Consider the following 22,617-nt stretch of genomic DNA (forward strand, 5'->3'; position numbering starts at 1 on the left):
CGGGGGCGCCCTTTCTATCCCCTTGGCCCCTACTGGGTGGGAGAAGCCACCAGCCCAGCAGTCCCCACCAGCTTCCCTATGGTCGGGGCAATCGCTTCCTGGAATGCCACCACGCCCCCCGGCACCTGGTTGGAACTGTGGATTCGGGCCAAGCTTTCAGACCGCTGGACAAAGTGGTATCACGGCGGGGTATGGGCTGCGGATCCCTTGACTCTGGCCAGCCACTCAGTGCAAGGACAAGGGGATGAGGATGGCAACCTGTACACGGACTTGCTGGTGCTCAAGGATACCCTCAACGGAGCAGAAGCCTTCCAGGTCAGGGTGCGCCTGTTCACGCAAGAGCCAGGCCGTTCTGCCGTTGTGGATCAGGTGGCAGTTGCCATTTCCAACGAGCCGGTCAGGCCCAGCCGCCTATCCCCTGGGGATCCCAGCCGCTGGGGCAAAATCTTGGATCTGCCTTGGTGCTCCCAGATGGTGTACCCCGATGGGGGAGAGGTCTGGTGTAGCCCCACCTCTTTGGCGATGGTGATGGCCTACTGGAAGCGGGATCCCCGCCCCTGTGAGGTGTTGGTGCGCGCAGCAGTGGCCGGTGTGTATGACCGGGTTTACCAGGGCCATGGCAACTGGGCTTTCAACGTCGCCCATGCTGCCGAGCAAGGTTTGTCCGGCGTGGTGGCGCGGCTGGAGAGCTTGGCTCAAGCAGAAGCCTGGATCGCGGCAGGGGTTCCGGTGATCCTCAGCTATGCCTGGGGTGAGGGAGAACTGGAAGGGGCGCCAATTCCCAGAAGCAACGGCCATCTGGCGGTGCTGGTGGGGTTTGCTCGCGGCAGCGGTGCGGAGCAGTTTAGCCACGGGGATCCCATCGTCCACGATCCGGCAGCCAAAACCAACGAAGAGGTTCGCCGTACCTACCGCCGCGAACAGCTAGAGTCGTTGTGGCTGGAGCACTCCGGGGGTACCGTCTACTTGATTCATCCGCGAGAGTGGCCTGTCCCCACTCTATAGCCGAACCGGGCGAACGCGGGCAGCATCGACTTACAGCGCTACCGCTATGGCCTGGATGATTTCCTGGCCGCTGAAACTGCTATCTGGTCTTTCGGTGGGGATTTGAGTAAGGATAGATGGAGTGAGGAGTGCAACTCACCTGCGGGTGAGGAGGGTTGGTCATGAATAGGAATGCGGTTCAGGGGCCAAGGCATTGGTCGAGGTGGCTCCTGCGGCAGAGAGGGTGCTGGGCAATTCTCGCCGGTTTGTACGCTGATGAAGGTAAGCGTGGGGGTTTGGGTTTCCGCCATTTCCCAGTTTGTGGGAGGGGATGAGCTGCATCATGCCACGACGGGTTTCCCTGAGACCGCTATCTTGGCCTGCGCTGAGTGCCTTGGTGCTGGCTCTCTCGGGCTGTGGCGAGTTTCCTTCTTCTAGTCTGTCTCCCAGCGTTCTTCCCCCTGCGGCCCTACAGCCGGTTTCAACCCCAACTCCTCTCCCTCTCTCCCCGCTTTCTCTCACTTTTGAGCAAGCGCGTCAGGCCGGCTTGTCGGTGCCCAGCAACCGCATTGTTCTGCTGCTTCAGGAACAGGGATCCGATCTGGTGGCCCAGCTACCGGCCTCAGAGGTGGATCGCTGGCTGGCTCGCACTCCCACCTGGCCGGGGGTGGAAGGGATCGACCTGAGCATTACCCTGGGCACCTATCGCCAAACCGCCACTGCCCCTCTGCGCCCGGGGCAACCGGCCACTTTCACCTTCACCAATCCTCCCGCCGGGGAAGCGGAGCTCAGCGCCATCGCCTATCGGGGATCCACCACTCTGGCGCAGGGGAAGGGATCCCTGACCCTTTCTGCCCGCTCTGGGAGTTCTGGCAGTGTCAATCGTCCTCCCCAAGACACAGAGCGCCAGCGCCGCCTTTCTATGTTGGTGCTCTCTGAGGTGGGGGTACCGCTGCTGCACACCAGCTCGGCAGCGCCCACCCTTGGCCAGCCGTTGCTGCTCTCAGGGGAAAATTTGGAGCGGGTGGAAACAGTTCTCTTTGCTGCAGCAGCCAATCCCGAGCGCATCCTGAGGGGGGAAATTCGCTCCCGCAGCGGTGACCGTTTGGTGGTGATGCCGCCTTCTTCTCTTTCCGGCTCAGTTTGGGTTGCTGTTGCGGATGCTTCCGGGCAAGGGTTGGGCACTCTGGTCTACGATTGGCCTGCCGCTACTCCTTCCCCCAGCCCCTCTCCCACCCCCACTGCTCCGGCAGCATCGGCCTGGGTGGTGGAAACTTTGCTGGATGGCCGCACCTCGCCCGCGGCAGATTCTGTCGGCAACGCCCCTGATAACACCGGCACCGAGTCCAGGATCTACCTGCAGCAAATCAGCGGCATTGCTGTGGATCCTGAAGGAGCCTTCTATTTAGCCGATAGAGCCCAGCACCGCATCTTCCGGCTGTCTCCAGAGGGGGAATTGGAAGTTTGGGCCGGCACAGGCCAAGCAGGCCGCCGCGACGGAGCAGCCAATCAAGCTCAGTTTGACTCCCCACAGGGGCTGCTCTGGGATCCCAAGGGGGGATTGTGGGTGGCCGACAGCGGCAACCATTGCCTGCGCTATATCAACCTGCAACGACAGGTGAGCACCTTTGCCGGCACTTGTATAGCCGGATACCGAGATGGGGGGCTTGACCGAGCTCAGTTCCGGGAGCCATCTGGGCTGGCTTTGGGTTCAGATGGCAGCCTCTACGTTGCCGACCGCGCCAATCGCCGCATCCGCCGCATCACCCCTGCAGGTGAAGTGACCACGGTTGCCGGCACCGGCCAGCCGGGATCCGTCGATGGCCCAGCAGAACAGGCCCAGCTCCTGCAGCCCACGGCTCTGGCGGTGGATAAGGAGGGGAACCTCTGGATTGCCGATGGACATCGCCTGCGCCGGCTCTCTGCTGGCGGACGAGTGACCACCCTCTCCGGGGCAGAGCCAGGCTATCGGGATGGCCCCCTGGCAGAGGCCCGTTTTCAAACCCTGGGGGGGCTGGCCTTCGATGCGGCAGGCAACCTCTGGGTGGCCGACCGAGATAACCATCGCATTCGTCGTCTTCAGCCTGGGGGACAAGTTTCCACCTTGGCCGGACAGAATCAGCGCGGTTGGCAGGATGGCCCCACCTCGGTGGCCCGGTTCGATCAACCTGCCGGCTTGGCAGTCTTACCGGATGGCAGTGTGGTGGTGGTGGATGCCGGCTTGCCGGGCTTGCGTCGCATAAGCCGCGTTGCTTCTGGGCCTGTCACCCCAACCCCTGGGGGATCTCTGTAGGCTCTTGACAGGCCGCCGTCTCTCAGGTTTCACAGGGATCCCCATCTACTCAATCACCACACTCTTCGGGCCGGCGTTCACCTCTGGGCGACCCTGATTGAAGTTGGCCAGGAAGGTGTCTGGATCTTTGAGGCTGAAGACCAGCTTTTTGCAGGGCACTTGCAGCCCCACCGGCCCCAGCAAGGGAATAAAGAGAGGCTTCTCCTGCACCAGTGGAATGGCGATCACCCCTTGGGTGCTGGTGACCGGGCCAACGATCCCCTGAAAATCGGTGCGCACGCCCAGTCCGTAGTACCAAGGCCAGGGGAAGCGCTCCCCTTGTCCCAACTCGCTCAGGGAGAACGTCTCGTTGAACAGGCTGCCCGCCCGCACAATGAGCTTGTCTTGCAGCAGATCGACATAGGCCGACTCGCTACTCACCCCAAACAGAGCCAGCGGCAAACTTGCCAGGGGATTGGAGTCGATGGCCATGTAATAACGCATGAGAAGTCTCCGAGTTCACAGATGGGTGACCAGGTGAGCCGCGGCCCCTAGCCTTGCCAATTATAGAAAATCTTCCCCGTTGCTCGACTGACCAAAAGGGATCCCATCTGCCCACAAGCTAACCGAGTATGATGGGTTGCTTGGAGTGCCCTTTGAGGACTCCGTCCCGCTAACGCGAACAGCAAGCCACTGGCCAGCGAGGAAAACAGGATGGATCTGCGAGCCCTCATTCGCTTGGTGCCCGATTTTCCCAGACCCGGCATCCTCTTTCGGGATATGACCCCCCTGCTGCAGGATCCGGCAGGCTTCCGGGCGGCTATTGAACAGTTGGCCGCCGGCACCACCGGCATGGGATCCCTAGATTATGTGGTCGGCATCGAGTCGCGGGGGTTCATTTTAGGGGCTGCTTTGGCACAACACCTGGGCTTGGGCTTTGTCCCGGTTCGCAAGCCGGGCAAACTGCCGCCGCCGGTGCTCAGCCAGACTTACAGCCTGGAATACGGCCAAGACCAGCTCCAACTGCACGCCCACGCCCTGCGGCCTGGAGAGCGGGTGTTGATCGTGGATGATGTCATTGCCACCGGGGGTACAGCCGCTGCCACCGCCCAATTGGTGGCCCAGAGCGGCGCTGAGGTGGGGGGATTTGCCTTCTTAATCGAGCTGGCCTTTTTGTCCGGCTGCAAGGCTCTTCCCCCTGGGATCCCTGCCCATGTGGTGATGGTAGAGGAAGGCAACTGAGTTCCTCAAGTAAGGTGCACCGACTGTTGGACGAGGATCCCTGGTGTTTTGGGCAAAGGTTGGCTCAAGCGGCTGATCTGAGCCTGCGCCTGCAGTTGTTCGTCAATCCAGTCCGCCAGTTCCCGCATGTAAAGCGCCACATGGATCGCCTGGTCGCGCTGTGCTGGCTCCACACCTTTTTCCGCCAGGCGGGCCAGAATTACGAGATCGCTCAGCTCCTCCAGGGCGGCAAAGTCTTCCGGTTGGTCGAACCCCAGCTCTGCCATTTTCTCGAACACATACCCCAGCCGCAGGCCGGTGGCCTCGCACTGCCCCTCCAGTTGCCAGGGATCCCTCAAGGCCAGGGCAACAGTTCGGTAGGCGGTCTGGGCGATGGAGCGCCAGGTGCCGCGGTGGATGCGCAGGCTGAGTTGCTGCCGATCCCAGCCCAGGGCTTCTCGCACCAACAGGCCGCAATTGCAGCGGGTGCTGTCCCGCCAGCAGTACTCCCAGTCCCAGAAGCCCCAGTGTTGGGATTGGATACGATCCGCGGTGCGGCGCAGGAGAGCTGCCAACTCAGGTGTGGGGCGCATGAGGCAACACAGAGCTAAACAAAAAACAACAAATAAATATAGAGCGCCTCCAGTCTAGGCAGGCGAGCGATGGAGAACAAGCCCAGCTCAATCTTCTTTACATTCCTGGTCGCAACAGCATTGCGGAGCAACATATTCCTGTTCGGGCCTGTCCTCCGAGGGCAAAGCTCGTTGCCGTTGCCAAGCCCCCCAAGCCACCCCTGCCAACACCAGCGAGGCCCCGCCCAGGTAGGTGCCCCCTGCTGGCAAGCCCGCCAAGGCCAAGGCCAGGGATCCCCCCCAGAGGGTCATGGCGTAGATGAGCAGCACTGAATGCCGCTGGGATAGGCCGGCTTTGAGCAAGCGGTGGTGCAGGTGGCCTTTGTCGGGATGGAAAGGCGACTTCCCCCTGGCCAGCCGCTTGAGGATTACGGTGGACATATCCAGGATCGGCACCGCCAAGATAAAGAAAGGCAGAGCCACTGCCAGCGTGGTCACCCCCTTGGCCACCCCGATCACCCCGATCCCAGCCAGGGTAAAGCCCAAAAAATAGGCCCCCCCATCCCCCATGAAGATCTGCGCTGGGTTGAAGTTGTAGCGCAAAAAGCCTAGGCAAGCTCCCGCCAAAGCCGCCGCCAGCATGGCCGCCGCCGGTCGATCCAGCAGCAGGGTTACGATCAGCATCACCACTGCCGCAATTCCCGACACCCCTGCCGCCAGCCCATCCAGCCCGTCCATGAAGTTGATGGCGTTGGCCATCCCCACCAGCCAGAACAGGGTAATCAGCAGGCTCAACCACACCGGAAAGGGCCAGATCCCTCTCCCGGGCAGACTGATGAACTCAATGCGCACCCCTACTCCCCAAGCGGCAGCAGCCACGCCGAATTGCATCAACAAGCGGGAAAAAGGCGACAGGTGAAACAGGTCGTCCGCCAGGCCAATCAAAAAAAACAAAACCCCACCGATCGTCACCCCCCAAATCTCGTACTCCTGCTCGGTGCGCAAGCCCCCAAAAGCTCCGGCTCCCCAGAGCAACAGCAGGGCCACCAAGTTGCCAAAAAAGATGGAAACCCCCCCCAGGCGCACCATCGGTTGCTGGTGGATCTTGCGCTCGTCGGGAAAGTCCAACTGGCCACTGCGGATCCCGACCGCCTTCACCACCGGGGTTGCCCACAGAACCACACAGGCAGCAGCCAGAAAGGCAACCAAGTAGGGCATAGCAAGCCGTGGCGAGGATTGCGGTTATCCCAAGTGGGGGTAGAGGGGGAAACGACGACAGAGCTGAGCCACCCGCTGGCGACACTCTTCCAATACAGCAGGCTCCTCAGGCTGAAACAGACAATCGGCGATGATCTCCCCAATTTCCTCAAATTCTACTGGCCCCAAGCCGCGGGTGGTCAAGGCTGGGGATCCCAGACGCAGGCCGCTAGCTACAAAGGGCGGCTGTGGGTCGAAGGGAATGGTGTTCTTATTGGCGGTGATGTGGATCTCCCCCATCAGCCGATCCGCCCGTTTGCCCGTCATTACCGGATCCGCCGCCCCAGTTTTTTCCAGCACCGCCGAAACCGAGCGCAGATCCAGCAGCATCAGGTGGTTGTCTGTGCCCCCGGAAACCAGTCGAATGCCCCGCCGTTGCAGGGATCCCGCCAGGGCTTGGGCATTGGCGATAACTTGGGCCGAGTACTGGGCAAAGCTGGGCTGCAGGGCTTCCCCAAAGGCCACCGCCTTGCCGGCAATGACATGCTCCAGCGGCCCCCCTTGACTGCCGGGGAACACCGCCTTATCCAGCTTTTTGCCCAGCTCTGGGTCGCGGGTGAGAATGAGCCCTCCACGCGGCCCGCGCAGCGTCTTGTGGGTAGTGGTGGTCACCACATCGCAGAGGGGCACGGGGTTGGGGTGATGTCCAGTGGCCACCAAGCCGGCAATGTGGGCAATGTCGGCCAGAAGATAGGCCCCCACCTCGTCGGCAATGGCGCGGAAAGCGGCAAAGTCAATTGTCCGCGGATAGGCAGAGTAGCCGCAGATGATCAGCTTGGGCCGGTGCTGCAGGGCCAGATCCCGCACTTGGTCAAAATCAATCCGCTCCGTCTGCGGATGCACCCCGTAGTGCACCACGCGGAACCACTTGCCGGAGACGTTTACCGGGGAGCCGTGGGTAAGGTGGCCGCCGTGGGCCAGATCCATGCCCATAATTGTGTCTCCTGGCTGCAGCAGGGCCAGGAAAACGGCGAAATTGGCCTGCGCCCCCGAGTGGGGCTGCACATTGGCGTGGGCTGCCCCGAAGAGTTGCTTAGCCCGGTCAATGGCCAGTTGTTCAATCTCGTCAATAAACTCGCAGCCGCCGTAGTAGCGCTTGCCCGGCAGCCCTTCTGCATACTTGTTGGTGAGCACCGAGCCCTGGGCTGCCAAGACGGCAGGAGAGGTGAAGTTCTCGCTGGCAATCATCTCCAGGTGATCCCGCTGCCGGTTGAGCTCTTGCTGGATCAGGCGGTAAACAACGGGATCCGTTTCCGCCAGGATGGCCAAGCTATCCCGTGAGGTGGTCAGACTTTGTGGAGCAGCTACCATGATGACGCCAAGACCGAACTTCGCAGGAGGAATGGGCAAGAACTGCTTCGCCGTCGCGACGGCGTTGCGGAGCAACATCGTAGCATGACCCGCAAACCAGCAGCGCAGGCCCCGGCCTTTCTGCCTGGGGTAAAACCCCAAAACTGAGAAAGAATCCCTTGCTTTAGGGGTGGGGAGAATGTCAATCGATCCAAGCAGAGGATCTGGGAGCCACGGTCAAGCGGGATGGGCAAGGGCTGCTTTGTAAAGAATGTTGAGCTTTTCTTCTCGGTGTCAAGGCTACCCCTCAAGCTACGGTAGAGTGAGGGGGCTGACTTTTGTGCAATTCCACTGTTAGGGAGTTGGTTATGACGGACGCACAAGTTTTCACCATCCTGGCGATTGCCTTGGTGCCGGCAGTGATGGCTCTGCTTTTGGGATCCGCCCTGGCCCGCAGCTAAAGCTCCTGCATCTCCCAAAAAGTGCCTCTGGATCCCTTCGGCCTGCCCCGTCACGACAGTGTTGCGGAGTAATAAGGCAGGCTTTTTTCTTTATCAAGGAATGGAAAGTGTGGCTTGCGCTGCTGCACTCCTTCGGTTGTCCTGCCGTTGTTGGCTAAAGTTGGATTGATAAGGAGCACTCCCGGCAGCCAAGCAACTTGAGCCAGGTGGATCTACAGCGGCTTCAGCGCGCCCTTTCCCTAGAAGCAGAGGTGGGGTTTACCGACCTGCGGGGGCGAGAGCAGACCTTCTCCCAATTTTTGGGGAGCGTGTTCGGACAGGATCCCCCCTCTGACTGGGTGCTGAATGGAGATGACCGGCGGCGATGGAAAGAACTGGGATCCCGCTATACCCTGTATTCCGAGCTGGAGCTGCCCGAACGCCAGCACCTGGTGGCCGAAACCCGCCGCTGGCTGGAGCGAGTCCGACGTCAGCAAGAGCTGTCCCGACCGAGTTCCCACCAACCTGGCTCGTTTGCAGCCTCGTTGCCACAGCGCTCTGGTTTCCCTGCCGTAGGCGTAGCAACAACCCCCCCAGAGGCAGGGCGGAGCACGATTTCCCCATCTCTCCCCGCCGGCCTCAGCCTGGAGCAGCCGCTGCAGTTTCTCAAAGGCATTGGTCCCAAGTCAGCGGAGAAACTGGCACAACTGGGCCTACACAGCGTGCGGGATGCCCTCTACTACTTCCCCCGCGACTACCTGGACTATTCCCGGCGGGTGCTCATCCGCCAAGCCAAGGTGGGGGAGACCGTTACCCTTGTAGGGACGGTGAAAAGTTGCAGTTGCTTTACCAGCCCTAAGAATCCCTCGCTGACCATCTTCAACCTAAAGATTGCCGACAAAAGTGGTGTAATTACCCTCAGCCGCTTCTACAGCGGGCGGCAGTTTGCCCAGCGCAGTTGGCAAGCTTCCCTGGAGCGGCAATACCCCAAGGGGGCCCTGGTGGCTGCCAGCGGCCTGGTCAAAAAGGGCCGGTTGGGCCTAACGCTGGATAACCCGCAACTGGAGGTGCTGGGGGGAGAGGGCGAGGAGCTGGACAGGCTGGGCAAGATCTTGCCAGTTTACCCTCTCTCAGAAGGGATCCCCGCCGATCTGGTGCGCAAGGCGGTGCAACTGGCTTTGCCGGCGGCGGCCTTGGTGGAGGATCCCTTGCCGGCGGATCTCAAGCGGCAGTTGCAGCTTTTGGACTTGCCTGTTGCCCTGCAGCAGATCCACTTTCCTGAGACCCGAGAGCTGCTGGCCCAGGCCCGGCGGCGGCTGGTGTTCGATGAGTTTTTCTACCTACAACTAAGCCTATTGCAGCGGCGACACCGCTATCGTGCCCAAGCTCAGGCCATACCTCGTTACCAGCCGGCTAGAGGGGAGCTGTTGGATCGCTTCTACCAAATCCTGCCCTTTCAGCTTACCGCTGCCCAGCAGCGGGCCATCGACGAGATCCTAGCGGATCTGCGGGATCCCTTGCCCATGAACCGCCTCTTGCAGGGAGATGTGGGATCCGGCAAAACCGTGGTGGCGGTGGCAGCTGTGCTGGCAGCCATTCAATCCGGTTGGCAAACGGCCCTGATGGCTCCCACCGAGGTTTTGGCCGAGCAACACTACCGCAAGTTGGTGGAATGGCTCAGTCAGCTGCAGGTGCCCGTTGAACTGTTGACTGGATCCACGCCCCCTGCTAAGCGCCGGGAGATCCTGCGGCAGTTGCAGACCGGGGAATTGCCCTTGGTGGTGGGCACCCATGCTCTCATCCAGCCGGCAGTGCAGTTTCGCAACCTGGGCTTGGTGGTCATCGACGAGCAGCACCGCTTTGGCGTGGAGCAGCGGGCCGCTCTGCAACAGAAAGGGGATCACCCCGATGTTCTCACTATGACCGCCACCCCCATCCCCCGCACCCTCACCCTGGCCCTGCATGGGGATCTGGATGTTACCCAAATTGACGAGCTGCCGCCGGGGCGCAAGCCCGTGCACACCCTGGTGGCCCGGCCAGGGGATCGCCTGCAGGTGATGCGGCTTATCGAGCGGGAAATTGCCCAAGGGCGGCAGGCCTACGTGGTGCTGCCGTTGATTGAAGAGTCGGAGAAGCTGGATCTCAAATCTGCCATCGAGGAACACCAGCGTCTGCAGGAAAAGGTCTTCCCCCAATTTCGGGTGGGCCTGCTGCACGGGCGCTTGACCAGTAGCGAGAAGGAAGCTGTCATTGCGGCCTTTCGCCGGCGGGAGCTGGATATTCTGGTCTCTACCACGGTGGTGGAGGTGGGGGTAGATGTGCCCAATGCCTCGGTGATGCTGGTGGAGCATGCGGAGCGCTTTGGGCTCTCCCAACTGCACCAACTGCGGGGGCGGGTAGGGCGGGGATCTGACCAGGCCTACTGCATCCTGATGACAGGATCCAAAAGCGAGGAGGCCCTGCGGCGGCTGAAGGTGCTGGAGCAGTCCCACGACGGGTTTTTCATTGCCGAGATGGATCTGCGCTTCCGCGGCCCAGGGGAGGTGATGGGCACCCGCCAGTCGGGGCTACCCGATTTTGCCCTGGCCAGTCTCATGGAGGATCAAGAGGTGCTGCAGCTGGCCCGCCAGGCGGCAGAGCAGCTTATTGTCCAAGACCCCGACCTGAAGCGCTGGCCCCCCTTAAGCCGCATACTGGAAGAGCGTCAGGCCCGTCTCTTGGGCCCTGGGTTGTTGACCTAAGCTAGGGGCAATTGGAGCACTATGCCCTATACTCTCGAAGACTTAAAAGCCCACGGCCTTTCCCCGGCGGAATATCAACAGATCCAGCAGCAGCTGGGCCGGGATCCCAACCCCAACGAGCTGGCCATGTTTGGGGTGATGTGGTCAGAGCACTGCTGCTACAAAAACTCCCGCCCTCTGCTGAAAAACTTTCCCACCACGGGCGAGCGGGTAGTGGTGGGGCCGGGGGAAAATGCCGGCGTAGTGGATCTGGGGGAGGGGGATTGGCTGGCGTTTAAGATCGAGTCCCACAACCATCCTTCGGCAGTGGAGCCCTTCCAGGGGGCAGCTACCGGCGTGGGAGGGATCCTGCGGGATATCTTTACCCTGGGCGCCCGTCCCATTGCCCTGCTTAACTCGCTGCGCTTTGGGCCGCTAACCGATCCCCGCAACCGCCGCCTCATGGCCAGGGTGGTGGAAGGGATCGCCCACTACGGCAACTGTGTCGGGGTACCCACAGTGGGGGGAGAAGTGGCGGTGGATCCCTGCTACAGCGGCAATCCCTTGGTCAACGTCATGGCCCTGGGGCTGCTGGAGACGCCGGCAGTGGTGAAATCGGCAGCGCGGGGGGTGGGGAACCCGGTCTTGTACGTGGGCGCCACCACCGGGCGGGATGGCATCCGCGGGGCCAGCTTTGCCAGCGCCGAGCTCAAGGAGGATGCGCAGCAGGATCGGCCGGCAGTGCAGGTGGGGGATCCCTTCCTGGGCAAGTGCCTCATCGAGGCCTGTCTGGAGGCCTTTGCCACAGGAGCTGTGGTGGCTGCCCAGGATATGGGGGCAGCCGGGATCACCTGCTCCACCGCGGAGATGGCCGCCAAGGGAGGGGTGGGGATCCGCTTTGACCTCGACCGAGTGCCGGCGCGGGAAAGCGGCATGGCTGCCTGGGAATACCTGCTCTCGGAATCCCAGGAGCGGATGCTGCTGGTGGTGCAAAAAGGCCGCGAGGCGGAGGTGATGGAGATCTTCCACCGCTGGGGTTTGCAAGCTAGTGTGGCCGGGGAAGTCATTGCCGAGCCGCTGGTGGAGATCTGGCACCAGGGATCCTGCGTGGTGCAGGTGCCGGTGCGGGCTTTGGCCGAAGACACCCCCGTCTATGTCCGTCCGGTGTTGCCAGAGCCGCCAGCCTACGTGCAGGCAGCGTGGCAATGGGATCCCGCCACTCTACCCCCTTGTGATTGCCAGGGGATCCACCTCGCTCAGGCAACGCTGGCATGGAAAGAGGTGCTGCTGCAGCTTTTGGCCAGCCCCACCCTGGCCAGCAAAGCCTGGATCTATCGCCAATACGACCACCAGGTGCAAAACAACACCGTCCTTTGGCCGGGCCAGGGAGATGCGGCGGTTATCCGCATCCGTTCCCAAAGGTTTGGCGTGGGCGAGGTGCCGCCCCTGCGGGCTTCCCGCAAGGCCATCGCTGCCACCCTGGATGGCAATGGCCGCTGGGTGTATTTGGATCCCTACGAGGGGGCCAAGGCAGCCGTGGCGGAAGCTGCCCGCAACCTCACCTGTGTGGGGGCGGATCCCTTGGCCGTGACCGATAACCTCAATTTCGGCAACCCGGAAAACCCGGTGGTGTACTGGCAGCTGGCCCTGGCCTGTCGGGGGATTGGAGATGCCTGCCGTGCCCTCGGTACGCCGGTAACGGGGGGAAACGTTTCTCTCTACAACGAGACCCTCACCCCCCAGGGATCGCAGGCTATCTACCCTACCCCTGTCATTGGCATGGTGGGTCTTATTCCCGACTTGAAATGCATCTGTGGCCAGGGGTGGCAGCAAGCAGGGGATCTCATTTACCTCCTGGGATCCCAGGCCCTCACCAGCTTGGGGGGCAGCGAGTATTTGGCGGTCATCCACCAGCAAGTTACGGGCCGGCCCGCGCCAGTGGATCTGGAATTGGAAAAGCGGGTGCAAGCTGCCTGTCGCCATGGAATCCGCCAGGGCTGGGTGCGCTCTGCCCACGACTGCAGCGAGGGGGGATTGGCTGTGGCTTTGGCAGAAGCCTGCTTGAGCGGAGGCCGCGGCGCAACCCTCTCCCTGGCTCCTGGATCCTTGCGCTGGGATCAGGCCCTGTTTGGCGAGGGATCCAGCCGCATCCTAGTCTCCGTAAGCCCGGCCCACCGTTCCCTCTGGGAAGCCTATTTGGAGTCCCAGCTCCCCGGCCAGTGGCAGCTTTTGGGAGAGGTGGGATCCCCTGCGGATCCCCTGCTCTTAAGGACGGCAGAAGAGGATCCCTTACTGGTGGTGTCTTTGGCAGCCATGCAGGCCGCCTACCACGGTGCCTTTTCGGACTAGCTGAGCCTCGGTTGGGAAACCGTTTTCTGCGCCCAGCTCCCTTCTCCCTTGGGGAGAGGGGCCAGAGGTTGGAGAGGACAACATCCTTAGGGGGATTTTTCCTCACACAAATTGGCCTGGATCACCTCTCGATATTGGGACTTGGGCTTAACGCCCACCAACTGGGCCACCAGCGTCTTGTTTTTGAAAAATTGCACCGTCGGGGTGCCCGCCACCCCCCCTGCCTCTGCAATCTCCGGATCTTTCTCAATATCGATCTCCACCACGTGCAGCTTGTCCGAGAACTCATCGATGATCTTGTTCAAGATCGGCTTGAGGGCATGACAAGGGGCACAGGTGGGGGCGGTGTACTTGACCATGAGCAGGCGATCGCTTTCGTGGTAGAGTCGCCGCAGGGCATAGCTCCCCTCATGGCAAGTCTTGCTGAAGTCTAAGTCATCCTGTCCATTCTCCTCAAAGCTGGCCTCCTCAACAGCAGGATCCCCAGCAGACTCTGCCGCAGAAGTCGCAGCAGGGCTGGGTTCAGGATGGCTTTGGGGAAGGACGTGATACTCCTGGGCCAAGCCGTGTTCCGAGAGCCAACGCTCTGCCAACATGGCCGCCATACAGCCAGTGCCGGCAGCGGTAATCGCCTGACGAAACTCGTGATCCTGCACGTCGCCGGCGGCAAACACCCCCTCCACACTGGTGGCCACGGATCCCGGGCGGGTGACGATGTAGCCGACTTCATCCAGTTCCAGTTGTCCTTTGAACAAGTCGGTGTTGGGCTTGTGGCCAATGGCATAAAATAGGCCACCCACTGACATCTCGCGTATTTCGCCGGTTTGGTTGTTCCGCACTTTCACCCCGGTCAGGCGCAGGCCGTCGCCCATCACTTCCACCGCCTCGGTGTTCCAGTGCACAGTGATCTTGGGGTTGTTGAGAACACGATCCTGCATGGCCTTGCTGGCCCGCATTTTGTCGCTGCGCACCAGCATGTGCACGTGGGATCCAAACTTGGTCAGGTAGGTGGCCTCCTCACAGGCGGTATCGCCACCGCCGATCACCACCAATTCCACCCCTCTGAACATGGGCATAGCCCCATCGCAGACAGCACAAGCTGACATGCCCCGGTTCCAGTAGGTCTCCTCCCCCGGCAGGTGTAGGCGCTTGGCTGTGGCCCCGGTGGCGATGATCAGGCTGTGGGTGCGCAATTCCCGCTCGTCAGAACGGACGACAAAGGGCCGCTGGCTTAAATCCACAAAGGTGACATCTTCGGTGTAAAGTTCTGCCCCCCACCGCTGCGCTTGAGCCCGCATGTTCTTCATCAGTTGGGGGCCGGTGATGCCCTCGGGAAAGCCCGGAAAGTTCTCCACCTCGGTGGTGGTCATCAGTTGCCCGCCCGGGATCCCGCCCGCCTGGAACCCCTCAAACACAACCGGCTTCAGGTTGGCACGCCCAGCGTAAATGGCTGCTGTAAACCCAGCAGGGCCGGAGCCGATAATCACCACATTCTCAACCCGACTTTGCTCTGTCATCCGATGTCTCTCCTTCTGCAATGGGAATAAAAGCCAAACTCATAACGACTACGCTTTAGCTTAACACCCCTTGGCGAACCGGTCGAGCTGGGGGCCTGCTGATCCTAATTTTCGCTCGCCTCAGGCAACCGGGGCAGGGTTTTGCCCGCCCCATCCGGTTATTTCTGCCCAGAGGTTGGCAGGGTGGCGGCCATTGCTCAAGTTCTGGATCCCCAACACCCAATCCCGGTTGACCCAAGCCAGAAGGAAAAGAGGTGTCTGAGATGGCCAGCAATTTGGTCTTGGTCAGAAAGCGGAGCTCAAATGAATTTTGTATCAGAAACTACAAAATACCCGTGTTGGCCTTTCTAGGATGAGTGAGCGTTTTTGGCCTGTCTGGGTCGAAGCGTGGGGATCACCTGCTGGGATCCCATTTGTTTCAGCCACAGTTCCCCCAGTCTTAACCGCAACCCAATCAGGAGAGAGTAATGGCATCCACGCCCCAAGAAGTGCTTCAGATGATCCAGGACAACAACGTCCAGATAGTGGATCTCAAGTTTGTGGATATCTTTGGCACCTGGCAGCATGTTTCCTTCCACACCTCGATGATCAAGGAAGAAACCTTCACCGAGGGGCTTCCCTTTGACGGATCCAGTATCCGGGGCTGGAAAGCGATCAACGAGTCGGACATGTACATGGTGCCGGATCCCAAAACGGCTTGGATCGATCCCTTTCTGGAGGTGCCCACCCTCAGCATAACTTGCAGCATTGTTGAGCCGCGCACTGGCCAGCCCTATAGCCGCTGTCCCCGCAGCCTTGCCGCCCGTGCCGTTGCCTATCTGCAATCGACGGGCATTGCCGATACGGCTTACTTCGGGCCGGAAGCGGAGTTTTTCATTTTTGAGGATGTTCGCTTCGACCAAACCCAAAACTCGGCCTACTACTTCGTGGATTCCATCGAAGGTCGCTGGAACTCGGGCCGCGAGGAGAAAGGTGGCAACCTGGGCTACAAGCCTCGCTACAAAGAGGGCTATTTCCCGGCCCCGCCCACCGATGCCCATCAAAACATCCGCACCGAGATGCTGCTGACCATGGGCAAGTTGGGGGTGCCCATCGAGAAGCATCACCACGAGGTGGCTACCGGCGGGCAAGGGGAGTTGGGCTATCGCTTTGCCGATCTGATCACGGCTGCCGACTACATGATGGTTTACAAATACGTGATCCGGAACGTGGCCCGCAAGCACGGCAAAACCGTCACCTTCATGCCCAAGCCCCTATTTAACGACAACGGCACTGGCATGCACACCCACCAGTCCCTCTGGAAGGATGGCCAGCCCCTGTTCTACAGCGAAGGCACCTATGCCAACCTGAGCGAGACAGCTCTCTACTACATCGGTGGCCTGCTCAAGCATGCCCCGGCAATCCTGGCCTTCACCAACCCCACCACCAACTCCTACAAGCGCTTGGTGCCCGGCTTCGAGGCGCCGGTGAACCTGGCTTACTCCCAGGGCAACCGTTCCGCTGCCATTCGCATTCCGGTGACCGGCAACAATCCCAAGGCCAAGCGTCTGGAGTTCCGCTGCCCGGATGCCACCTGCAACCCCTACATCGCCTTTTCGGCCATGCTGATGGCTGGCCTGGACGGGATCAAGAATAAGATCCATCCCGGCGAGCCCTTGGACAAAGATATCTACGATCTGGAGCCGGAAGAGCTGGCCAAGATCCCTTCCACACCCGGATCCCTGCTGGATGCCCTGGAAAGCTTGCAGAAGGATCATGCCTTCTTGCTAGAGGGCGGTGTCTTTACTGAGGATCTGATCCAGACTTATATCGAGTACAAGATCGACAACGAGATCAACCCCATCAATCTGCGGCCTCACCCCTACGAGTTCGCCCTTTACTTCGACGCCTGAGCGGTGTGGCCGATTCTGCAGCGGGATCCCTGATGGGATCCCGTTTTTTTCCGAGGAAATAGCACCCCTCAATTGTGGATCCCTTGAGCAACTTGGCTGCTTTTGGTCAACAGCACCTCGTGCCAGCGTTGAAGCGTCCTGTGCCGTCCATCGACCTGAGGAAGCTCAACCCAGAAACCAAAAGGGGATCCCCAGCCGGGATCCCTTCTCTTTGAGCTCAGGCCAGAGCATCAACAGTTACAGACAGATTAGCTCATGCTAACACGGCTACGGTCGTAGTTGAGCCGGAAGGTGGGATGCACTTTTCCTTGGATGCGGTTCCAGAAGTTGCGCACGTTGACATGCAGGCCAATCTGCTCTGTACCGCGGATCAGCATGGATTGCTGACGAATCCGAATCAAACGTTGATGGCTCATCATCAAGCGGCGAGACAGCTCATCCAAGACATGAGAACGGCCATTGGCAGCCACCGGGGCAGATGCCTCTGCCGTCTGAACGGGTTGAGCCGATCCTTCGACCGCCTTGGGATGATAAGCCACACCTCGATAGAGCAGGTCAAGGTTGGTGGGCAAAACCACCGGCTTGGTCAGATGGCGGAACCGCCAGTCCAGCCCCCGGTAACGACCCCCCACTTTGCCGGGAGAAACCGCCGCTGTTGCAGAAGAGGGGGTGTAATCGACGCCACGGTAAAAGAGTTCCATGATCTTCGCCTCCAAATGAGTTGAGTTTTCATCCGTTCGCCTTCTCCCAAGAGAAGCCCCACGGTTACCAGAAGAGTTGAGGCGCGTTCCTTCGGGATCTCTCCCTACTTCCGTCCTCTGGCTGCGATGTCGCTCTACCTACATTAACGAGCCGCCCAGCACGCGAGAGGATGAACGATTTCTATCTACATTCTGTATTATAAGCTACGGTTTTGAGGTATTGCCAGCAACTTTTAACAAAAATTTCCACTGAGTTTCTGGCCAGCTTCCTCTAATCGGGACTAGTCAGCCGGGATCCCTGGGGGAAGTAAGGTGCAGGGCTTGGGGCCAGGTTCTCCACTCTGTCCGAGATGCCAGAGGAAGCATTATCGTGGAAGAATCCTCAGGATTGGCTACAAAAGTTCACATTCCTTGGTGGGTGCCCTGTGCAGGAAGACTTTCGTCTGATTTTGGACATTGTGACGGTATTGGCGGCAGCGGCAGCAGGTGGATTCTTGGCTTCGCTGCTGAGGCAGCCGGTGTTGCTCGGCTACTTACTGGCCGGGATCTTGGTGGGGCCAACCGGGTTGGGGTGGATCAAAGAGTTGGTTCAGGTGGAAACCTTGGCCCAGTTTGGGGTGACCTTTTTGCTGTTCACCTTGGGGGTGGAGTTTTCCCTGAAAGAATTGCGCAAAGTGCGGGGGATCGCCGTTGGCGGAGGCATTTTGCAAATTGGCCTGACGATTTTGATCACGGCGGTGCTGGCGGTGGTCAGCGGCTGGTTGACGCCGGTGCAAGGGATCTTTTTGGGGGCCGTGCTCTCCTTGTCCTCGACTGCCGTGGTGCTGAAAAGTCTCACCGAGACCAACCAAATGGGCACTCCCCAAGCCCAGGCCATGCTGGGGATCCTGATTGTGCAAGATTTGGCGGTGGGGCTGATGTTGGCGGTGTTGCCGGCTTTGGACTCTCCCCTGCCGGAGCTGGCGGGATCCCTGGTCAAGTCGGTAGCGGAAATTGGCCTGGTGGGGCTGGGGGCGGTGGTAGGCGGGATTTGGCTGGTTCCGGCCTTCTTGCGGCTTTTGGCTCAGCAGGAGAGCAAAGAGGTGTTTTTGCTGGGGGTGATCAGCCTCTGCGTGGGGATTGCCCTGTTGACGGAGCGGCTGGGCATTTCCAGCGAGATTGGGGCTTTCATTGCCGGTCTGATGATCTCGGAGGTGGAGTACGCCGACCAAACCCTGGACTATGTAGAGCCTTTGCGAGATGTGTTTGCTGCTCTCTTTTTTGCGGCCATCGGCATGCTCATCGATCCCAGCTTTATCCTCGGCCATCTGTTGCTGATCCTGGGGCTGGTGGGTCTGGTGATGGTGGGCAAGTTTTGCATCGTGGCTCCCTTGGCGCGGCTGTTTGGTTACACTCTGCCGGCAGCGGTGGTGGTGGGGCTGGGCCTATCGCAAATCGGCGAATTCTCCTTTGTGCTGGCCAGCGAGGGGCAGGCTTTGGGATTGGTGTCGCGGCAGATCTATTTGTTGATTGTCAGCACCACAGCCGTTACCCTTCTGCTCACTCCCTTTCTGCTGAGGGGCGCTCCTCGACTGTTTTCCGGGCTACACGGGATCCCCTTCTTGGCCCGCTGGTTGGAATCGGGCGAGCGGCCCCGCGCTTTGGCCCCCGATGCTCCTCAACAGGGGCACGTGGTGGTGTGCGGCTATGGGCAGGTGGGGCAAGACATTGTGCGCATTCTCGAAGCCCGTCGTCACCCCCTCTTGGTCATTGATCAATCAGAACGGGTGATCCAACACCTGCGTTCCCGTGGGATCCCTTACCTCTACGGAAATGCCGCCAGCCCGTTGGTGCTGGAGAAAGCTTGCCTGCCCCAGGCCCGCGCTCTGGTCATTGCTCTGCCGGATCGCATGAGCATCCGCCTCTGCCTGAAACGAGCTCTGGAGTTGGCGCCGCAATTGGATGTGGTGGTGCGAGCTACCGACAAGGAAGACATCGAACAGCTCTATCAGTTGGGGGCCAGAGAAGTCGTCCACCCCGAATTTGAGGCCAGCCTGGGGCTGTGCAGCCATGTGTTGCTGGAGTTGGGAGAACCCCCAGACATCATTCAGCAGGAGATCCTGGCCATTCGCAGCAGCCACTACCGCGATCTGCGCCCTCTCCACCCCAGTTGTCTGATCCCTGCCCCCCTCAGTTGGCTGACACCGCCGGCCCCACCTCCCTCTCCCCCCCTCCCCGCCAATGCCAACGGCAGCCACGACAGCCACCCACCTGAGTCTGTGCTGGCCTGGTGGGAACGCTGGCAGCGGCCTGTTCAACCCGAATGGGCAGGGATCCCTGGCTCTGCCGAGTAGAGATTTGCACCTCAATCTTCGTAGTATCCTGCAAACTGGAGGTGTGGCCACCGCAAGTTGAAAGCCTGGAGACAGTTCCCGCTGCCTTCGCGGATGGAGACGCTGGGAGGTTTTCCAGAGGCAACGGAAAGGGTCCTCGGCGTTGCTCGGCACTCTGGGGGGAGGGGTGCCCCATCTGTTTCTGGCCTAGCTTGCCATGCCGACCGTTAACTATCTGCGCATCAGCTTGATCGATCGCTGCAATTTCCGCTGCCAGTACTGCATGCCTGACGAGGCGGAGTTGACGTGGCTGCAAGCCCCAGAGCGTTTAACGGATGAGGAAATCCTCACGTTGGTTCGAGAGGTGTTTTTGCCGTTGGGGATCGATTGCTTTCGCCTCACCGGCGGCGAACCCCTGCTCAGGCCGGGGCTGGAGCACCTCATCCGGGCTCTATGCAGCCTGCCTGGGGTGAGAGATGTGGCCCTTACCACCAACGGCTTCAACCTCAGCCAAAAAGCTCAACTCCTCTATGAAGCGGGGTTGCGCCGCATCAACATCAGCTTTGATTCCCTCAACCCCGAGACCTTTCGACTGATCACGGGGCGGGATCGCTGGCGGCAGGTCTGGGCCGGGATCCAAGTTGCCCACCAAGTGGGGTTTGATCCCCTCAAGTTGAATGTGGTGGTGATCCCTGGGCTCAACGAATCGGAAGTGGAAGATCTGGCTGCCCTTACTCTGGAGCGACAATGGCATGTGCGCTTCATCGAGTTTATGCCCATTGGCAATGCCGCCCTCTTTCAGCAGGCCGGCTGGGTGGAGTCTGAGGTGCTGCGACAGCGAATTCGCGCTCGCTTTGGCCTGGAACCTGGGTTTGTGGCCGGCAATGGGCCGGCGGATGTGTTTCGAATCCCGGGGGCAAAAGGCACCTTGGGCTTTATCAGCCAGATGTCGGAGTGCTTTTGTGATCGATGCAACCGCATGCGGCTATCCAGCGACGGTTGGCTGCGCCCTTGCCTGCTCAACGAATCCGGCCAAATCAACCTGCGGGATCCGCTGCGAGCTGGGATCCCTGCCGAAAGGCTAAGACAGCAGGTGCGAGAACTGCTGGACATCAAGCCGGACATCAACTTCAAAGGACGGGACACCGGCAGCCAGGGATCCTACCGGCGCACCATGTCTCAGATTGGCGGCTAGCGGGGATAAGGGATCCGCAAAAGCTGGTTGACCGGTGGGTGGGCCACCTGCAACTGTTTCCCATCCGGCCACTGGATCTGGATTTCTTTGACCACCGTTTCGGATCCCAGGCCAAAGTGGGCCACCGGCTCCATCTGACAGAGGTAGCCGCTGCCGGCGTCGATGGCCTGGATCTGGGTACGGGTGGAGGTGAGCAGCCTTACCAACGCGCCGCGGGCCGGGGCTCCCTGGCGGGTGAGGGGCAGAACTCTCAGCCAGTTGTTGGCATTGGCCTGAGGGCGATAGAAGCTGAGAGGCTGGGCGCCAGACTCCCCATGGGCAATCAACAATTCTAGACGACCGTCCCCATCCACATCGGCCACCGCTGCTCCTGTCCCCAATCCCTGCGGCTCGGCAGCATCTCCAATGTCAATGGCCTGCCAACGGCCGGAGCGCCAAGCAAACAGGCGGTTGGGCTCGCCGATGTTGTTGAAAAACAGCTCTGGGTAGCCGTCGTTGTCGAAGTCGGCAGCAATGACCGTGCGAATGCGAGAGGGCCTGGCCAGCTCAGGGGGGGCTACATCCTTAAAAAAACCGCCGGGGGTCTGGATCCAGAGGCGATGGGGGCCTTCCCAGTTGCCGTAGAGCAAATCCAGCCGTCCATCCCCATCCAGATCCACCGCTGCCACGCCGCGCCCATGCTCGTCGGGATCTGCTAGGCCCACCTCAGCGGCAATCTCTTCAAAGGTGCCATCTCCCCGGTTGCGAAACAGAAAGTTAGGTCCCTGCTCATTGACGGCAAAAATGTCCATCCGCTGCGAGACCAAGGGCACGGCCACCAACCCCCGCCCGCCCGTCACCCGATTGAGTCTCGCTTCTGGCGCCACATCGGCGATCATTTGGTTAGGGCCCAACTCGTAGAGGCGCATAGGGCCGCCGTAGTTGGCTATGAAAAATCCATAGCTCCCCTGGCCAAGACGATCCACACAAGCTACAGAGCGACCTGCCGTCAAGTTGAGGGCATCTTGGTTTTGCGGCAGGGAGAACAGGTCCACCCAGCGAGATCCCTGCCAGTCGAAGAGGCGATCCCCAAAGCGCTTGCGCCCGCCGAAGGTATCGGTGTTCAAGACATAAAGTTCTTCCTGCCCGTCCCCGTCAAAGTCGGCGGCAGCCACCCCAATTGCCATGCGCCCTGCATCGGCCAGGGTGTCGTCTGCTTGATCCACCAGGGTTTGCCCATCCCACTTCAAGACTCGATTGGAGCCGCGGAACCCGCACACAAACAGCTCAAAGGCCCCATCCCGATCCAAATCGCAAGCGGCAACCCCGTAGAAAAGGGCAGGTGGGTTAAAGCGGATCTGCGAGCTGCAATCTTGGAACATGGGGATCCCATCGGAGAACAATAGGAACTGGTGGAGCTTCCAGCTCTGATGGTATGCTGGATCTTCGCTGGAACTTCCCCTTCAACCATGCCACGCATCAAATCTGCCATCAAGCGCGTTCAGATCGCAGAGCGTAATCGGCTGCGCAATAAAGCCACCAAAGCCATGGTGCGCGCTCTGATGAAGAAAGTGATCTCCCTCTCAACTGCCTATGCCGCCAACCCACAGCAAGAAACTCTGCAGGAAATCCAGGCGGCGATGAGTGCTGCTTTCAGCCGCATTGATAAAGCTGCCAAAACCGGCGTCCTGCACAAAAACACAGCCGCTCGTCGTAAGGCTCGGCTGGCCCGGATTGTGAAGCTATCTGTGGCTTCCTCGGAAAAATCCCAGGCTGAGGCTTTGGGTGGGCGTGATTGACTTCTCCTGCTGCTTCGGAAGTGGTGCTTGTGCGGGATTTCAGCTAGAAATCGCAGGAGCCTCGCACTGTACCCGTAGGGTCAGTGCCGGGAGGAATGCGGAAGTTATGATAGAACC

At 60.4% G+C, this 22,617-nt stretch carries 17 protein-coding genes and 1 riboswitch; of the genes, 10 read left to right on the top strand and 7 right to left on the bottom strand.

All coding sequences use genetic code 11. The annotated features are described in order from the left end of the window. Window positions 1-1,005 (top strand): peptidase C39 family protein (locus NW829_RS01630; RefSeq protein ID WP_414416294.1); only part of this gene is annotated, 1,005 nt, incomplete at its 5' end. 322 nt (window positions 1,006-1,327) lie between these two features. Beyond that, window positions 1,328-3,277 (top strand): hypothetical protein, encoded by a 1,950-nt coding sequence (locus tag NW829_RS01635; RefSeq protein ID WP_414416295.1) that lies wholly within the window; start codon window positions 1,328-1,330, stop codon window positions 3,275-3,277. A gap of 45 nt (window positions 3,278-3,322) precedes the next feature. Here the strand turns inward: NW829_RS01635 and NW829_RS01640 are convergent, their stop codons facing one another. Next, the gene (locus NW829_RS01640) at window positions 3,323-3,760 is read right to left on the bottom strand and encodes a hypothetical protein (RefSeq protein ID WP_414416296.1); all 438 of its coding nucleotides are present in this window, start codon (window positions 3,758-3,760) and stop codon (window positions 3,323-3,325) included. Between the two features lie 210 nt (window positions 3,761-3,970). On the opposite strand from NW829_RS01640, the gene NW829_RS01645 reads away from it, so the two are divergent. Next, window positions 3,971-4,498 (top strand): adenine phosphoribosyltransferase, encoded by a 528-nt coding sequence (locus NW829_RS01645; RefSeq protein WP_011434353.1) that lies wholly within the window; start codon window positions 3,971-3,973, stop codon window positions 4,496-4,498. Window positions 4,499-4,503: 5 nt separating this feature from the next. Here NW829_RS01645 and NW829_RS01650 read toward each other — a convergent pair whose 3' ends face one another. The 3 genes from NW829_RS01650 to glyA all read right to left on the bottom strand — a co-directional run bounded on the left by NW829_RS01650 (window position 4,504) and on the right by glyA (window position 7,617). Beyond that, entirely contained in the window at window positions 4,504-5,070 is a 567-nt protein-coding gene (locus NW829_RS01650; RefSeq protein WP_414416297.1) for a hypothetical protein, read from the bottom strand. Window positions 5,071-5,157: 87 nt separating this feature from the next. Next, window positions 5,158-6,267, bottom strand: a complete 1,110-nt coding sequence (locus tag NW829_RS01655) for a glycosyltransferase family 4 protein (RefSeq protein WP_414406452.1) — start codon at window positions 6,265-6,267, stop codon at window positions 5,158-5,160. A 24-nt stretch (window positions 6,268-6,291) separates the two neighbouring features. Next, window positions 6,292-7,617: a serine hydroxymethyltransferase gene (gene glyA / locus NW829_RS01660; protein WP_414389373.1), complete on the bottom strand. Its 1,326-nt coding sequence runs from the start codon at window positions 7,615-7,617 to the stop codon at window positions 6,292-6,294. Between the two features lie 347 nt (window positions 7,618-7,964). On the opposite strand from glyA, the gene psaM reads away from it, so the two are divergent. From psaM to purL, 3 genes are all read left to right on the top strand, one after another. Beyond that, complete coding sequence (gene psaM / locus NW829_RS01665) at window positions 7,965-8,057, top strand: photosystem I reaction center subunit XII (RefSeq protein ID WP_011434349.1); 93 nt, start codon at window positions 7,965-7,967, stop codon at window positions 8,055-8,057. Between the two features lie 206 nt (window positions 8,058-8,263). Continuing rightward, entirely contained in the window at window positions 8,264-10,777 is a 2,514-nt protein-coding gene (gene recG, locus NW829_RS01670; protein WP_414416301.1) for an ATP-dependent DNA helicase RecG, read from the top strand. 21 nt (window positions 10,778-10,798) lie between these two features. Continuing rightward, a complete protein-coding gene (gene purL, locus NW829_RS01675; RefSeq protein WP_414416298.1) occupies window positions 10,799-13,105 on the top strand; it encodes a phosphoribosylformylglycinamidine synthase subunit PurL in 2,307 nt (768 codons plus the stop codon). Window positions 13,106-13,191: 86 nt separating this feature from the next. Here purL and trxB read toward each other — a convergent pair whose 3' ends face one another. Beyond that, on the bottom strand, window positions 13,192-14,622 hold the full coding sequence (trxB, locus tag NW829_RS01680) for a thioredoxin-disulfide reductase (protein ID WP_414328790.1): 1,431 nt from the start codon (window positions 14,620-14,622) through the stop codon (window positions 13,192-13,194). Between the two features lie 467 nt (window positions 14,623-15,089). Between trxB and glnA the strand changes: the two genes are divergently transcribed. After that, window positions 15,090-16,514, top strand: a complete 1,425-nt coding sequence (gene glnA / locus NW829_RS01685) for a type I glutamate--ammonia ligase (RefSeq protein ID WP_414342228.1) — start codon at window positions 15,090-15,092, stop codon at window positions 16,512-16,514. A gap of 248 nt (window positions 16,515-16,762) precedes the next feature. Here the strand turns inward: glnA and NW829_RS01690 are convergent, their stop codons facing one another. After that, window positions 16,763-17,215 (bottom strand): DUF4278 domain-containing protein, encoded by a 453-nt coding sequence (locus tag NW829_RS01690; RefSeq protein ID WP_414342229.1) that lies wholly within the window; start codon window positions 17,213-17,215, stop codon window positions 16,763-16,765. An 80-nt stretch (window positions 17,216-17,295) separates the two neighbouring features. Continuing rightward, window positions 17,296-17,394: riboswitch (Glutamine riboswitch) on the bottom strand. A gap of 246 nt (window positions 17,395-17,640) precedes the next feature. Between NW829_RS01690 and NW829_RS01695 the strand changes: the two genes are divergently transcribed. Then, window positions 17,641-19,548 carry a cation:proton antiporter gene (locus NW829_RS01695; RefSeq protein ID WP_414416299.1) on the top strand — a complete coding sequence of 636 codons (1,908 nt, stop codon included), beginning with the start codon at window positions 17,641-17,643 and terminating at the stop codon, window positions 19,546-19,548. A gap of 196 nt (window positions 19,549-19,744) precedes the next feature. Beyond that, window positions 19,745-20,722, top strand: a complete 978-nt coding sequence (moaA, locus tag NW829_RS01700) for a GTP 3',8-cyclase MoaA (protein ID WP_011434340.1) — start codon at window positions 19,745-19,747, stop codon at window positions 20,720-20,722. On the opposite strand, the gene NW829_RS01705 is transcribed toward moaA, so the two are convergent. Then, the gene (locus tag NW829_RS01705; RefSeq protein WP_414416300.1) at window positions 20,719-22,083 is read right to left on the bottom strand and encodes a CRTAC1 family protein; all 1,365 of its coding nucleotides are present in this window, start codon (window positions 22,081-22,083) and stop codon (window positions 20,719-20,721) included. The genes moaA and NW829_RS01705 overlap by 4 nt on opposite strands. Window positions 22,084-22,170: 87 nt before the next feature. On the opposite strand from NW829_RS01705, the gene rpsT reads away from it, so the two are divergent. Continuing rightward, window positions 22,171-22,500, top strand: coding sequence for a 30S ribosomal protein S20 (gene rpsT / locus NW829_RS01710; RefSeq protein ID WP_414331315.1), 330 nt, complete (start codon window positions 22,171-22,173; stop codon window positions 22,498-22,500). The last annotated feature ends 117 nt before the right edge of the window (window positions 22,501-22,617 follow it).

The organism is Synechococcus sp. R55.8, assembly GCF_047461895.1.
GTDB lineage: Bacteria > Cyanobacteriota > Cyanobacteriia > Thermostichales > Thermostichaceae > Thermostichus.